This is a genomic window from Bradyrhizobium sp. LB8.2 (genome assembly GCF_040548035.1).
In the GTDB taxonomy this organism is placed as follows: domain Bacteria; phylum Pseudomonadota; class Alphaproteobacteria; order Rhizobiales; family Xanthobacteraceae; genus Bradyrhizobium.
On sequence record NZ_JBEPQV010000006.1, the window covers coordinates 106,847 to 121,837 of the forward strand.

The following is a 14,991-nucleotide window of genomic DNA, read 5'->3' on the forward strand; positions in this document are numbered from 1 at the left end:
ATCAGTTCCTCACCTGCCGCACGACATCGATCACGCTACCGTCACGATAGCGGATGACACCGACAACGCGCTCGGTGAATTCGAGGGGCTCGGGCTCGCCCGTTAGCGCCACAGCTTTCTGGCGCAGCTCCTCGATTTTCATGACGGGCAAGCGGGCGTCACGCAGCCGCTGCTCGACTTCCGGACGCTTGGGGTTGACTGCGATGCCATGATCGGTCACCAGGACGTCGACCGATTCACCTGGTGTCAGAAGCGTGGTGACCCGGCGCACCACCGTCGGGATACGACTGCGCACGAGTGGGGCAACGACGATGGTCAAATCGGCCGCCGCCGCGACGTCGCAGTGTCCTCCGGATGCGCCGCGCATCACGCCGTCGGAGCCAGTGATCACGTTGACGTTGAAGTCGACATCGATCTCCAGCGCACTTAGAATAACCACATTGACCCGGTCGACGTAGGCTGCCTTCGACGTGGGATTGGCATATTCGTTGGCCGAGATCTCGATATGCGCGTTCGAGCTACGCAGCGATTCCGCGGCATCGGCGTCGAATGACTGGACATCGACCAGCGCCTTGATCAGCCCCTTCTTGTGCAACTCGGCAATGCTTCCGGTGATCCCGCCCAGTGCAAAGCTGGCCTTGATGTCCCTGCCTGTCATGCGCTCTTCGAGAAAGCGGGTGGCGGCGGTGGATGATGCTCCAGAGCCCGTCTGAAGGGAAAAGCCATCCGTGAAGTAACCGGAGTGCTCGATGACGTCCGCGGCGTGGCGTGCGATCAGCAGATCCCGCGGATTATTGGTGACGCGCGCCGCGCCGACACTGATCAGCGCGGGATCGCCGACTTGATCGACCTTGACGATGAGATCGACCCGATCCTGCGAAATGCTCGCCGGATGGTTCGGAAACTCGACCAATTCCTGGGTCAGCAGCACCACCTGTCGAGCATATTCGGCATCGACCTTCGCATAACCGAGCGAACCGCAGCTCAAACTGCCGTGCGAGCCGTTGGCGTTGCCGAACTCATCACAGCTGGCCACGCCCAGGAACGCGACATCGATCTTCAGCTCTCCTGTCTGCAGCAGGTGAACCCGGCCGCCATGCGAGTGGATCTGCACCGGTCGCTGCATCAACCCGTTCGAAACCGCTTCGGCAAGCCGGCCGCGCATCCCGGACGTATAGATTTCTGTGATGACGCCGTTCTTGATGTGCTCCACCAGAGGGTCGTGGCAATTCAGAAGCGAGCTCGAGGCGAGTGTGAGGTTCTTGAAGCCGAGCCGGGCCAGAGTCTCGACAACCTTGTTCACCACCTTGTCGCCTTCCCTGAAGGCGTGATGGAACGAGATTGTCATCCCGTCCTTGAGTCCAGATCGCTGGATGGATTCTTCGAGCGAGCCGCAGAGCTTGCGGTGCAACTTGGTGTCGAGGGCTGAGAGATAGGGAGTCTGGGCGTTCGCTCCTGCAAACGGCGCCAATTTCGCGAGCGAGGCGTCCTGTGTAGCCAGGTTCTTTGATGCGGTGTTCATGACATCGTCCTTCGTATTATTGTGGTTTTAGTCAGGATGCCTCGGCAAGTTGCAGCGCCATTTCAGCCTCTTCGATCACAGGCGGGTCGACCATCTTCCCATCGAGTGACACGACTCCAAGCCCCTTGCGCCGCGCCTCCGCCGCCGCTGCAATGACACGCTTCGCATGACTCACTTCCTCCTCGGTCGGCGCGTAAGCTCGATGCAGAAGCTCGATCTGCTTCGGATGGATCAGGGACTTCCCATTGAACCCGAGCCGTTTGGCGATCTTGACTTCGCGCAAGAAGCCAGCGTCATCGTTCACGTTGCCGTACACGACATCAAACGCGTCGATCCGCGCCGCGCGTGCGGCATGCAGCACCGCAGCCCGGGCGTAGAACAGCTCAGGCTGCCAACCCTTGCTGCGCTTCGTGTGCATGTCGACGAGGTAATCAAATCCGGCAAGCGCGATTGCGATCATGCGCGGCGAAGCCGTCGCAATCGATACGGCGTTGACGACGCCGGAGGCCGACTCGATGGCTGCCACGATCTTGGTATCCCCGACCGGGCGGCCACAGGTGCTCTCGATCTGCGCCACGTGAGCCTCAAGATCGTGAATCTCCTTTGCATTCTCGGTCTTGGGCAGGCGCACCACATCCGCGCCACCCCTGACCGCGGCCTCCAAATCCTTGAGGCCGAACTCGGTGCCAAGCGAATTGACGCGTACGACAGTTTCAATGTCGCGATAGGCCGGATGATGCAGCGCCTGAAACACCAACAGTCGCGCAGAGTCCTTCTCTCGCGGCGAGACGGCGTCTTCCAGATCGAACATGATCGAATCGGGCTTGTATACGAAAGAGGTGCTCAGCATCGCCGCGTTGTCGCCGGGGACGAAGAGCATGCTACGCCGTAGTTTCATGACAGCCTCCGCCAATCCAGTTCTGGCGCCTCACAGCCGCGCAATACCGCCGCCTGAACTCGTGCACGGATCACGCAATCGAGCGCGCCCTTGTCCTCGATGGATATCGCTCCGGCGCTCACCGAAAGGCTGTCGAGCGTATCGATGACGACCAGCATGATCTGCTTGCCGAACTGCTTCATCACCTCGCTCTTGAGGACAACCTCGCGAGTTTCCTTGTCGCTTGGTGCAACCTTGACCAGCACGTCGCTGGATTCCAGGGTGCCGGCGATCGCTTCCTTGATGACTTTCATCGCGCTTGGACCTCCAACTGTGTGATGTTTTCGACGGGATATTTTCGCTTCAAGAACTGCAAGGTCGTCATGGGAACGAGTTCCTCGATGAGGGAGAAGTCGCGCCGCGACAGCAATCCTCTGACCTGGGATGCAGAAATCGGCACGCCGCGGACGGACGCCCTAGGCAGCTCGGCGACCGCAATCGGCGGGGCCGCAGAGGCTGCATACTGCAGCCAGTGCTTCATCTCGGCGTTGTAGCTGCTGGTAACGGGATCGAAGGGCTCGGTTCCCACGTAACGGTGCGTGATGTTCAGCGCCGGCGCGATATATTCACGGAACATGAGCACGTCGATCGCGGCCCAGCTGCTGTCGATCAACGCCTTTTCCTTCAGAAAATAGCCGGGGAAGGTAGCGCGGGAGATGATGTAGTCGGAGCCGGGATGGAGCGTCAGGTTGTCGATGTGCCTTACGCCTGCCGCCACGAGCGCGAAGCGATCGTCATAAGACAATAGCGACGCGTCTTCTCCGACCACGAACACATGGAGCCAATCACACGCGTGCGCGGCCTGCTCGACCAAATAGCGATGGCCGAGCGTAAAGGGGTTGGCGTTCAGGACGATGGCGCCGATCCTGCGCCCCGGCCGACGCCGCTCACGTAATCCGTCGCAATATCTTTGAATCGCGACTGGACTGTTCTCCATCAGGATGACCAGCCGCGGCACCTCGACCAGCGGATAAAAGCCCCAACCGCGAAAAAACGGCAGATTGTGAGGCGGAGAGTACAGGAAGAGATGAAACTGTCCTCGCTCAGCTGCCAGTTTTACAACCGCACTGCCGAGCCGCAGGCTGAGTGACTCCCCGCGAAAATGTTGGGCGATGGCGACACACTTGATCGTATAGTGGTCCAGACCGGCACAGGCGACAACATGTCCTTCTCGTCGATACACGACGAATAGCTCGACCTGGCCATCCAGTTCGAGATTGTTTGCAGCAAGCAGCGTTTGGACCTCTTTCATCTCGTGAGGCGCATCCGTCGGGTCTACCGTGCAGAAGTCCGCTTCGATATTCATAGGTGCAGCCTCTTTCACGCGGTCATCAGATGGTGGGTCGCCACGATCATGATCGGGATGGTTGCGAAGGCGAGCACCCTCGTCACCAGGATCGTGGTGGAAGATTCGGATTGGAGAAGGCCGTATTCTTCAGCAAACATGGTCGTGATCACGGCTGAGGGAAGAGCCGCAAGCAGAATTGCTTCCTGCGCGACCACGCCAGTGACCCCGAACGCCAGGACAGTCAGGAGCATGGCGACGGGGTGCACGAGGTTCTTGATGAGAGCGTCTACTGCCACCGTCGTCGTGAGCTCAACTTTCTCCTCAGCAATGATGAGGCCTGCCACGAAGAGCGAAATTCCTGTCGTTGCACTGCCAATGAGGTGCAACGAGCTGATGACGAACTTGGGCATGTGAAAATCGAGAATGACCGCCACGATCCCAAGGAAAGGCACCCAAACACGCGGTTCACGCATTGCCTTGACGAGCGTTTTCGTGAATGCCGCCAGACCGCGGCTCTTCCCGTTGTCCGAACCAAGCTCGAGCAATACCGTTGTGAGGGGAAGGATGATCAGCGACGGAACGAGGTTTGCGATGAGGATCGGATACAGGCTCGATGGGCCAAACAACTGCCCGAGGATCGGAACGCCCATGAATACCATATCGGGGAAAGCGAGCAGGCTCGCCTTCAATGTCGACGTACGCAGGTCGTAACGCCAGACGAACCGGCAGCCGAGCAGCACTACGAGGTATGGGACCATGAGTCCCACGACGAACAGCAACGGTATTCGGTAGTCAACCAGGTCGGCTCGGGGCGTTTGCAGAATCCCAGCGAGCAGCAACGGCGGCAACAGCCAAGCGAGAACCAGCCGCGTCAGCAAGGCCCGGTCAGTACTCCCGAAGAACTTCAGTCGACCGGCGCGGTAGCCGAGATAGATGACGAAAGCGACGGGTACGAGGGTGGCGGCGATGGTGTTTAGCATGCGCTGCTCCGATAATTGGACTGAGCGCCGACCCTCACGCAATCGCGCCGTCTTCGCGTGATCGTTCTCGTTCGGATGCCTGCGCGCCGATGCCGAACCTGTTTGCGATCGCGAGCACCCGCTCGGCCTCTCGCTCCATCGCCGGCTCGACGACATGTCCGGCGATCACGGGCGTGCTCGTGCCGGCTGCGGCCCGAGCGGCGGCGACGGAGCGAGCGCGGGTCACGGCATCCGCTGAAGGCGTAAAGATGGTGTTGATGGCGGCGAGCTGTTCTGCCTGGAGAGCCGACTTTCCTGTCATGCCGAGCTTCCGGCTCGCCATCGCTTCTCGCCGCAAGCCGGCGGCATCCCCTTTGAAATAAGGTACGTCGATGGCCGCGATGCCCGCCGTAGCGGCGGCCGCGACGACCACGGATCTCGCGAACAGGAGACTCTGCCAGGAACCCTCCGCGCCAAGGTCGGCCGCCAAGTCACCCCCGCCCAGAAAAAGCCCGCAGACACGGTCGTGCGCCTGCGCTATCCGATCGGCGACGAATACAGCCTGCGCTAGCTCGATCATCGGGATGACGCCGACGCTCGACAGCGGACCATCCAGGATGTCGATCACGAGTCCGGTCTCGTCGGCGGACTGGCACTTCGGGATGATAAGCGCGTCGGGTCTGGCGTTGGCTTCCTTTAGCGCAAGCAAGTCATGAAGCCCGGTCACCGAGCGCGGGCTGTTAATACGCAGGATACGTACGAAGTCCGCTTCGGCTGGCTGACCCAGAAAGGCAAATGCGGCCTCTCGCGCCTGCCGCTTGTTGTCGGGAGCGACGGTCGACTCGAGATCCACGATGATGGAGTCGGCACCGGCGGCGCGGGCGCCGTGAAGGGAGTCGGGCCGAGAGCCGGGCGTGAGCAGGAAGCTGCGGCATGCCCGGACCTGGCTGCGAAGCGAAGCGGTGGATTTCTGCGTGGTTGGCACAACAACGTTGATTGTCATATAGGCTCCTTTTCCGACTGCTGGGGCAGGCTCGAGGGCGCGGCCCGGTTCACTCAGCGATCGATAGGATGAAGGTAAGCTGCGCACGGATTTGGACGATTAAAATGGCTGCTCAGGTGACTAAATTTGCGTTTAAGGCTGAGAACCACGCGAGTATGCATTCGGAGACGCCGGCATATTGCGCCACGGCGGTTTGCGGTCTCGCGGGATAAAGGCGAACGGGCGACCGACACGCAAGTCACCAATCCGGCGTCTTGCCGCCGACTTACAAGCCCCGCGCCCACCAGAACCGCGCGCCGCGGCAGCCTATTTCGGGCATCGCGCCATTCATCGCGAGCGCCGTTACTCAAACACAGATCTTCTTTATCTTTTTCGGTGATGCACGTTCGCCGGCGCTCACTTTTCATTGTGCCGAGACGCTCACAGCGGTGGGTGCGACGATGCTGCGCGGGGGCTTCACCGTTTCCCATCGCCGCATAGGTTTCGCAAACGGCTGGGGGCTGCGACGCCAAGGCGGCTTCCGGGGTGGGCGCGCCTCCGTTCAGGACGTCGGCGTTCGGATGGTAGAAGGCGAAAGCGCCCGGCTCTTGAATTGCCGCCCTGTGCGAAGACAGGTGTTGCTGCCCCGAACAAAAGGACGGCTGCGGTGAGAGTTTTGAATAAGGTCATGATGATGTTCTCCGATCGCGACCGAAGCGAGGGTTCGTGGAGAGCACCCGAAGCTCAGTCACGCTCCGGTCAACGCGCGCATTGTCGGGCGACACGAACTTCTTGCTTTCGGTCGCATCCGAACTCTTCGGATGCTTCGAGCCGGATGTAGGATGGCAGCGGCACGGACCCATTAAATTGCCATTCACAAAGCTCACCTCAGCTTGAGACGACCACGTCAGCCGAACTGTCCTTAAAGAGCGCCCTGAGCAACGAGATGATTTGGCGCGGCACCCGGCAAGGTCAGCAACGGAAGATATTGAGACTTCTATCGAGTTCTCTGTCCAATCCCTGTTGCTTGGATTGAAACTCGTAATACTTGTCTGCTCGGCCTCATCTGCGGACGAACCAGGTGAAAACTGCGGCGCATGAGGTTGCAAGTGGCCGATCGGGGCATTGCCAAACGCGGTGATCCCGCGATCTCCAGGAGGACTACCGAGCGCGGCTTCTCCGCTCCAGATCAACGCCGCGCTGAGACCCGCGACGATGATGAGACTGGATCGCATTCGATTTGCTCCATCAACACTATCGGAAACATCTGGAGGCGGGCGCCTCTGGCAGTGTCAGTTCAGTTTCGTTGTATTTGTCGCAGCCGACGAGCGCTTCGAATCTGACTCCGCGCTGGGTTGCGGCGCCGGCGGTTCGCCGGACTGCGTGGCCGGCGCTTCTCCGACTGCATGACGCATCACCGCAATCTCATGCTGCTGTTGCGTGATGATGTTCTCCGCAAGGCGCCTGAGCTCATCGTTGTGACCGTATTTGAGCTCGGCGCGCGCCATGTCGATCGCACCTTGATGGAGAGGTATCATAATCACCACGAAATCTCGATCGATATCCCCCGTCGGCTTGACGAGCATCTCCCTGGTAATGTTGCTCATCGCCAGATCATTCTCGAACATGAACCGTTGTTCGTTGACGTCGGAGGCTGCTGCGTCGACATGTTGAGAACTTGCTGTATCCCGTGCGAAGGCAAACGAGGTCGCCGATACCGTTAACGCCGCCGCCAACGAGATGACTCGCGTACGAACAAATGAGCGCGACAACAGAGCCATATTGACCTCCAACGGAATCGATTGCGCAGGTGGATTGCTGCCGCAGCGAAGCGGCGATTTCCTTCGAACTGGTGGGGCTAGGTGACGTTCTCAACTAAAAATAAAGTTAGGATTGAATAACCATCTTGCGAGCAGATATCTCTTTGTCCTGAACCCAGATTGCTTTCCTGAGTACGTTTTGGCCCGCGCGCTGCTTAGCCTTAGATCCAAGCATGGCGGCCTATCCAAAACATCCTGAATTCTGACAAATAATATATTGGGAAAGTACCCACTCCATTCCTAGGTCCAAGCTCAGAAACGACGACGTGATGTCGTCACTTGAAGGAGCGGACCATGCCGACTACCGTCGCTGATCAATTCGCCGAGACGCTGGCGGCGTCAGGCGTAAAACGAATTTACGGAATCGTTGGCGACAGCCTGAACGGATTGACCGACGCAATCCGCCGCCAGGGCAAGATTGAATGGGTGCACGTGCGCCACGAGGAAGTCGCCGCTTTTGCGGCCGGTGCCGAGGCGCATCTTACCGAAAGTATCGCGGTTTGTGCCGGGAGCTGCGGACCCGGCAACCTGCATCTCATCAATGGTCTCTTCGACTGCCACCGCTCGCGCGTGCCGGTGCTGGCGATCGCGGCTCATATTCCCTCGGCCGAAATCGGTTTCGGCTATTTCCAGGAGACCCATCCGGAGAACCTATTTCGCGAATGCAGCCATTACTGCGAGCTCGTCTCCAATGCGAACCAGATGCCGCGCGCTGTAGAGATCGGGATCCGTGAAGCCCTGGGCAAGCGCGGGGTTTCCGTCATCGTGATCCCCGGTGACGTCGCGCTTCAGCCTGCGGCAGAGACGACCAAAGTCCCCCAGCTCGATCTCGTGCCGCGGCAGCCCACGGTGGTGCCCAGGCCCGATGACATCCGGGCGCTGGCGGACCTTCTAAACGGTGCAAAGCGCGTCACGCTGCTTTGCGGCTCGGGCTGCGCCAAAGCCCATGACGAACTGATCGCGCTCGGCGAGAGGCTGAAATCGCCGATGGTACACACCATGCGCGGTAAGGAGCACGTCGAATGGAACAATCCCTATGACGTCGGAATGACCGGGCTGATCGGCTTCGCTTCGGGCTATTACGCGATGAATGATTGCGATGCGCTGCTGCTGCTCGGCGCCGATTTCCCCTATCGTCAGTTTTACCCGCAAGGAGGGGCGCGCATCGCCCAAATCGATATTCGCGCTGAGAATCTAGGCCGCCGCACGCCGATCGAACTCGGTCTGGTCGGCGACGTCGGCACGACTTTGCGCGCCCTGCTTCCGCTGCTTGAGGACAAGGAGGACCGCCGTCATCTCGATCGGTCGCTGACGCATTATGCCAAAAGCCGCACCTCGCTCGATGAGCTTGCGACCGGCACGCCCGGGCGCACGCCGGTGCATCCGCAGCAAATCGCGAAGGCGCTGAGCGATCTGGCCGCTGAGGATGCTATTTTCACCTGCGACGTCGGCCTGCCGACGGTTTGGGCGGCGCGCTATCTCACGATGAACGGCAAGCGGCGCCTGTTGGGATCGTTCTGGCATGGCTCGATGGCCAACGCGATGGCGCAGGCGATTGGCGCGCAGGCGGCATTTCCAAAACGCCAGGTTATTTCGCTGTCGGGCGACGGCGGTTTCACCATGCTGATGGGCGACTTTCTGACCCTGGCGCAGCTCGGCATGCCGGTAAAGGTCGTCGTCTTCAATAATGGCTCGCTCGGCTTCATTGAGCTTGAACAGAAATCGACCGGCATCCTCGACTTTGGGACGGAGCTGAAAAATCCCAACTTCGCCGCGATGGCGAAAGCGGCGGGCATAGTTGGCCTCCGGATCGAAGATCCTGCCGATGTCGAGCCCGCCCTCCGTGCTGCTCTTGCGCATAACGGCCCGGTCCTGGTGGATGCCGTGGTGAACCGCCAGGAATTGGCGATCCCACCCAAGATCACGGCCGAAATGGCGAAGGGGTTCACCCTCTACATGGTCAAGGCTGTGCTCAGCGGCCGAACGGATGAGGTCGTCGAGCTCGCGCGTACTAACCTGTGGCGATGATTGCGCCGAAAAGAGGAGACCAGCTATGGCCGTCTCGATACGGTTTCTCGCCTTGGGAACACGGGTGTTTGACCGATGGTTCAGCAGCGACGGCGCCTTCACGCAGGGTGCCATTTTTGCGGCCGACCGAAGTCGCTTCGTCATCCGCTGCGCGACGGCCGCCTCACTCGCCTACGAATTGGCGAGGCTTGTCGGGCTGCAACATCCGGTGTGGGCACCGATCTCGGCCCTGATCGTCTCCCAGGAGAGCGTGACGGCAACGCTTGACTCGATCCATGGGCGCTTCGTCGGTACGTTCATCGGCCTTGCCGTTGCGCTGCTGATCAACTCGGTCGGCCGCAGGATCGGAATTCCTCTGGTGCTACAGATCGGCATCGGCGTGGCCCTGTGCGCGAGCGCGGCAATGGGTCGGCCGCTGATCCGGGTCTGCCTGTGGACCTGCCCACTCATCCTCGTGGCAGCGGCCACCGGTCCCGCCCCGGCACTTGTTGCGGTGATGAGGGCATCGGAAGTGGTGCTGGGCGCCCTGGTCGGCGGCGTGACGCACATCGTCGAGGAGAGGATCGGAACCGCTGCCAACGCACGCGCACCCGGCAAGCCGGAAACAGAGCCTGACGAGGGATCGGATCCCTGAATTCTGCGCATTCGCCCTCGCCTCCCCGCTTCGTTTCTTCAGACAGTTCAACCAAGGTTAGCATCATGTCCTTCGAAGTCGCCAATATCGGTTACGAACTTCTTCGCAACCCGCATTTGAACAAGGGTACGGCCTTCACACTCGCCGACCGGCACGAGCATCGCCTGGAAGGACTACTGCCGCCGGTGCCGAGCACGCTTGAGCTGCAGGTCGCGCGCATCCATTCCGAACTCGCAAGCCTCGATGACGACCTGCAGAAATACCTTCTGCTGTCAGACCTGCAGTCTCGAAACGAGACATTGTTCTATGCCGTGCTGATGTCGGATCCAGCAAGCTTCATGCCGGTCGTCTATACGCCGACGGTCGGAGAGGCCTGCCAGAAGTTCGACCACATCTTCAGGGCATCAAGAGGCGTCTATCTCCCCATCACCGCCCGGGGTCGGTTGAAGCGACTGCTTGCCAACTGGCCGGAGAAGGATGTCCGCTTTATCGTTGTAACCGACGGCGAGCGCATCCTGGGTCTCGGAGATCTCGGAGTCGGCGGCATGGGCATCCCGGTTGGCAAGCTCGCGCTTTACACCGCCTGCGCCGGCGTCCCGCCGCAATATTGCCTCCCGGTGACGCTCGACGTCGGCACCAACAACCAGGATTTGCTTGATGACCCGCTTTACCTTGGGCTGCGTCAGCACCGTATACGCGGCGAAGACTACACAGCTTTCGTCGATGAATTCGTGGAGGCTGTACGGGCTCTCTATCCGAGGTGCTGCATCCAATGGGAGGATTTCGCGAACATCAACGCAGTCCCGCTACTTACTCGCTATCGCAACTCAATTTGTACCTTCAACGATGACATCCAGGGCACGGCAGCGGTTGCCCTTGCCGGCATCTACGCAGCACTGCGCATATCCGGGCGGCCCCTTCGAGAACAGCGCTTTCTATTTCTTGGCGCCGGCTCGGCGGCAACGGGGATTGCCGAACTGATCAGCCAGGCGATGGTGTGTGAGGGCATGACCATCGCCGAGGCCCGATCCCGCAATGGGCTGTTCGACGTCAACGGTCTTTTGGTCACAGCACGCAGCGATCTCGCTGATTTCCAGAAGCCGTTCGCCTTGGATCATGCGCCGATCTCGGGCTTCGCCGAGGCGGTGAAGGCGGCGCGGCCGACTGGCATCATCGGCGTCAGCACTATGCCGAAACTGTTCAATCAGCAGGTCATCGAAACCATGGCCGCCATCAATGAACGGCCGATCATCTTCCCTTATTCCAATCCGACTTCGCGCTCGGAGTGCACGGCGGAGGAAGCTTACCGCTGGAGCGAAGGTCGAGCGATTTTCGCGAGCGGAAGCCCGTTTCAGCCGGTCGACATTGACGGAAAGACCTTCGTTCCGGGCCAAGGCAATAATGTCTACATCTTCCCTGCAGTCGGCATGGCCATATTCGCAACCGAAGCGACCCGCGTGAACGATGAAATGTTCATCGTCGCAGCGAAGGCCGTCGCAGAGCAAGTGACCGATGAGAACCTTGCAACCGGGCTGATCTATCCGCCGCGCGGCCAGATCTTCGCCGCCTCTCTTCACGTCGCGACGCGTATCGCCGAGTACATTTTCGAAAACAATCTTACGCGAAAAGAGCGTCCCAAGGACGTCGGCGCGCTGGTCCGTTCGCAAGTCTATCGGCCGGTCTATGCGGCTTGAAGTTAAGAGCTGCGGCACGCTATAGCCAAATTCCCAGATTAAACGGTAATTTAATGGCGGCCTGCCATGTGGTAGAAGTACTTCGTCTTGTAGCGAATGCCTGCGAGAGGCCTCAGGCAGGATGGCTCCTGCCTCCCGACGGCAACGCAATACGCTTAGAGCGCCAGGAAACCTGCGATGCCGAAGGTGCTGCTGATTGAGGATCATAACGAGACGGCCAGCCAGATCATGGCCGAGCTGGTCAATCGCGGATTCGACGTTGACTGGGCGGCCACGGGGGTCGAGGGTCTCGACAAGGCACGCACGTGCGAGGCCGACGTGATGATCGTAGACCGGCTTTTGCCCGGCATTGATGGTCTGACCATCATTGAGGTTGCCCGCCAGGAGCAGGTTCAGACTCCCGTTCTGGTGTTGAGCGCTCTTGGCGCGGTGGATGACAGGGTGCGCGGATTGCGGGCCGGCGGCGACGATTATCTTACGAAACCGTTCGCGATCGTCGAGCTGATTGCAAGGATCGAAGCTCTGCTGCGCAGGCCCGGTGACAGCCGCGAAACCGTGTTGCACGTGGGCCCCCTAGAACTCGACCTCCTTCAGCGGACTGCCAAACGCGACAAGCGCACCCTCGAGTTGCTTCCGCGCGAGTTTCGTCTACTCGAATACATGATGCGTCGGGAGGACCAGTTGCTCACGCGAGCAATGTTGTTCGAGGAAGTCTGGAACTACAAGTTCGTGCCACAGAGCAATCTCGTCGATGTGCATATGGGACGCCTGCGTCGAAAGGTTGACGCGCCCGGTGAGCCGCCGATGCTTCTAAACATTCGTGGAGAAGGATTTATCTTGCGTGCGCCTTCCTGAGTTTGCCCGTACGAGAACGTTTCGCTGGACACTCCTTCGCGGCATCGTCGTTGCAGCGGGCGCGTTCGCAATCTGCGTGGGATTGATGATCGGCTTTATCTATTGGCCGAACTCGACCTATGTGATCGACAGCGTGGACCGCCTGATTACCGATCGCGCCGACACCTTCTCCGCTCTTCCATCGGAACAGCGGCTGCAGGCGCTTCAGTGGCATATCGACCAGGATCCCCGTCGTGTAAAGCTCGTTGCCTTGTTCGATCCGCATGGCAATCGGATCATGGGCAATATCGAGAGCCTGCCGCATGGTCTTGAGTTGGGCGCTCGTCCGCGCGAAACATCAATCGTGCGAATTGATGCCCTCGGACGGGAGAAGGAGAGCGTTCGTGCCACAGCACGCCGGCTTGCTGACGGACAAATCCTTGTCGTAGGGCGGAATGTCGATGAGGTGGCGCAGATGGGAAATTCGGTGGAACGAGTCCTGGCGTGGGGCATCATTCCGGCTCTGTGCCTCGGGCTTGCCGTCGGAGCCTATTTGAGCATCAGGACACAACGACGGATCGACGAGGTAAACCAGCTGGTTCAGCGGATCGTCGCGGGTGAACTGCGCGAACGCCTGCCGGTGCAAGGCACCAATGCCCCCTTCGACGAACTCGCAACGCTCATCAACGGAATGCTGGACGAGATAGAAGTTCTCCTCCGGAGCGTGGCTGGCGTCGGAGACGATATTGCCCACGACTTACGAACTCCGCTAACCAACGTCAGGATGACGCTCGAGCGTGGCCGGCACAATGCGACCAAATTCGACCAACTGCAGGCGTCCGTGGATCAGGCGATCATGGGCCTTGACCAATCGTTGACAATGATTACGGCGCTACTCCGTATCGCCGAGATCGAGCACAGCCGTCGGCTCGTTGGCTTCCGCGATGTCGAGCTGGCGGAGCTCGTACGCGACGTCGCCGAGCTTTATGAGCCAATCGCCAAAGACAAGGGCGTGGCTTTGACGGTGGAAGCCAAGGAGGAAATCGTCACGCGGGGAGACCGTGACCTCCTGTTCGAGGCGGTGGCGAATCTGGTCGATAACGCCGTGAAGTTCACCCCCGAGTGCGGCCAGATCGAACTTAAGCTGAGCCTGACTGAGGACGGCGGCACCGTACGCGTTAGCGATACCGGGCGCGGAATTCCGGCAAGCGAACGCGATCTCGTCACCCGGCGTTTCTATCGGTCAGACAAGAGCCGCGGAGAGCCCGGACTGGGATTGGGTCTCAGCCTGGTCACCGCAATCGTAAAGCTGCACGGCTTTCGCTTCACTCTCTCTCCGGCACCCGGCGGCCCGGGCTGCATTGCGCAAATCGCGTTCTGATCGACTGCGCGGCAATGGTACCGGCCCGGCATTCCTATTCCGGCGATGCTCGCTGCTTTCCGGCACGACATTGGCTCTCGTTGCTGAGCGACGGTGGCTTGTTGCCTAACCGTCGTCTGGTTCCCTAAATTCAAATTTAGACTCGTGCCGGGCCAATTTAGTGGCCTCGGAGCGCCGGCCTCGTATGTTTGATACGAAGATACGGTCGGCCACGTCTCCCGGAATTCAAAGAATCAGGATTTCGTACCGAAACTTCTGGTGAAGCCCTGGGAGCGGGAGGAACCGTCTGCCAGACGACAGCGGGAGATTACATGCGAAAAGGATTGGCGATAGCGGCGCTCGCAATGCTTTGGAGTTGCGCGGTTCAAGCTCAAACCTCCGTCAGCCCCTCGGCGATAGGAGCGACTTCTCCACTCGGTGTGTTGGGCACGAATGGAACGAGCGGAACGACTGTCTCCGGGAGCCCGCTTGGATCAACAGAGATCGATCCGGGCGGCCTTAGCCCAGCACCTACTCCGTCCTGCGGCGCCAGTGGCTCGACCGGTTCGCAGTCCTCTGGAACGAACAGTACGACATCAATGACAGCTGCCGGCACGACCTTCGACGGCGGTGGATTGGATATGACCTCCGGCTGCACTTCGTCGTCCGCGGGCGCGACTGGTTCGTCAACACCGGGAGCGAGTTCGAGCGGGTCGGTCATAGGAAGCTCGATCCCGCTCGGCGCCACGGAGACAGGTAGCACCGGCGTGAGCCCGTTGGTTACGGTCCCGCTGCCCAGCACCTCCACAATGACGTACGGCTCGACCATACCGGGGACGACGTCGCCATGTTTGAGCTCGACGACGAGTGACTCCTCTTCGACCGCGGGCACCAGCGCCAACGCGGTTACATCGGCATCCGGCTGCTAAAGGA

At 60.1% G+C, this 14,991-nt stretch carries 13 protein-coding genes; 5 read left to right on the forward strand and 8 right to left on the reverse strand.

Annotation, left to right across the window (positions count from 1 at the left end; translation table 11 throughout):
- Position 1: 1 nt before the first annotated feature.
- The 7 genes from citF to ABIB06_RS10205 all read right to left on the reverse strand — a co-directional run bounded on the left by citF (position 2) and on the right by ABIB06_RS10205 (position 7,469).
- Positions 2-1,471 (reverse strand): citrate lyase subunit alpha, encoded by a 1,470-nt coding sequence (gene citF, locus ABIB06_RS10175; protein WP_354125588.1) that lies wholly within the window; start codon positions 1,469-1,471, stop codon positions 2-4.
- An 82-nt stretch (positions 1,472-1,553) separates the two neighbouring features.
- Positions 1,554-2,435 (reverse strand): aldolase/citrate lyase family protein, encoded by an 882-nt coding sequence (locus ABIB06_RS10180; RefSeq protein WP_354049465.1) that lies wholly within the window; start codon positions 2,433-2,435, stop codon positions 1,554-1,556.
- The gene (gene citD, locus ABIB06_RS10185; RefSeq protein WP_247446044.1) at positions 2,417-2,713 is read right to left on the reverse strand and encodes a citrate lyase acyl carrier protein; all 297 of its coding nucleotides are present in this window, start codon (positions 2,711-2,713) and stop codon (positions 2,417-2,419) included. The genes ABIB06_RS10180 and citD overlap by 19 nt, the downstream gene beginning before the upstream one ends.
- Positions 2,710-3,765 carry a [citrate (pro-3S)-lyase] ligase gene (citC, locus tag ABIB06_RS10190; protein ID WP_354049466.1) on the reverse strand — a complete coding sequence of 352 codons (1,056 nt, stop codon included), beginning with the start codon at positions 3,763-3,765 and terminating at the stop codon, positions 2,710-2,712. Before citC ends, citD begins: the two co-directional genes overlap by 4 nt.
- 14 nt (positions 3,766-3,779) lie before the next feature.
- A complete protein-coding gene (locus ABIB06_RS10195; RefSeq protein ID WP_354069056.1) occupies positions 3,780-4,727 on the reverse strand; it encodes an AEC family transporter in 948 nt (315 codons plus the stop codon).
- Between the two features lie 34 nt (positions 4,728-4,761).
- On the reverse strand, positions 4,762-5,709 hold the full coding sequence (locus ABIB06_RS10200) for an HpcH/HpaI aldolase/citrate lyase family protein (protein ID WP_354049468.1): 948 nt from the start codon (positions 5,707-5,709) through the stop codon (positions 4,762-4,764).
- A 1,271-nt stretch (positions 5,710-6,980) separates the two neighbouring features.
- Entirely contained in the window at positions 6,981-7,469 is a 489-nt protein-coding gene (locus tag ABIB06_RS10205; RefSeq protein ID WP_354049469.1) for a DUF305 domain-containing protein, read from the reverse strand.
- 333 nt (positions 7,470-7,802) lie between these two features.
- On the opposite strand from ABIB06_RS10205, the gene poxB reads away from it, so the two are divergent.
- From poxB to ABIB06_RS10230, 5 genes are all read left to right on the forward strand, one after another.
- The gene (gene poxB, locus ABIB06_RS10210) at positions 7,803-9,536 is read left to right on the forward strand and encodes a ubiquinone-dependent pyruvate dehydrogenase (RefSeq protein WP_354049470.1); all 1,734 of its coding nucleotides are present in this window, start codon (positions 7,803-7,805) and stop codon (positions 9,534-9,536) included.
- A gap of 25 nt (positions 9,537-9,561) precedes the next feature.
- On the forward strand, positions 9,562-10,170 hold the full coding sequence (locus tag ABIB06_RS10215) for an FUSC family protein (protein ID WP_354049471.1): 609 nt from the start codon (positions 9,562-9,564) through the stop codon (positions 10,168-10,170).
- A gap of 65 nt (positions 10,171-10,235) precedes the next feature.
- Positions 10,236-11,864: an NAD-dependent malic enzyme gene (locus ABIB06_RS10220; RefSeq protein ID WP_354049472.1), complete on the forward strand. Its 1,629-nt coding sequence runs from the start codon at positions 10,236-10,238 to the stop codon at positions 11,862-11,864.
- Between the two features lie 177 nt (positions 11,865-12,041).
- Positions 12,042-12,719, forward strand: coding sequence for a response regulator transcription factor (locus ABIB06_RS10225; protein ID WP_354049473.1), 678 nt, complete (start codon positions 12,042-12,044; stop codon positions 12,717-12,719).
- Positions 12,706-14,079 (forward strand): sensor histidine kinase, encoded by a 1,374-nt coding sequence (locus tag ABIB06_RS10230; protein WP_247446054.1) that lies wholly within the window; start codon positions 12,706-12,708, stop codon positions 14,077-14,079. Before ABIB06_RS10225 ends, ABIB06_RS10230 begins: the two co-directional genes overlap by 14 nt.
- Before the next feature lie 370 nt (positions 14,080-14,449).
- Here the strand turns inward: ABIB06_RS10230 and ABIB06_RS10235 are convergent, their stop codons facing one another.
- The gene (locus ABIB06_RS10235) at positions 14,450-14,959 is read right to left on the reverse strand and encodes a hypothetical protein (RefSeq protein ID WP_247446055.1); all 510 of its coding nucleotides are present in this window, start codon (positions 14,957-14,959) and stop codon (positions 14,450-14,452) included.
- Positions 14,960-14,991: the final 32 nt, after the last annotated feature.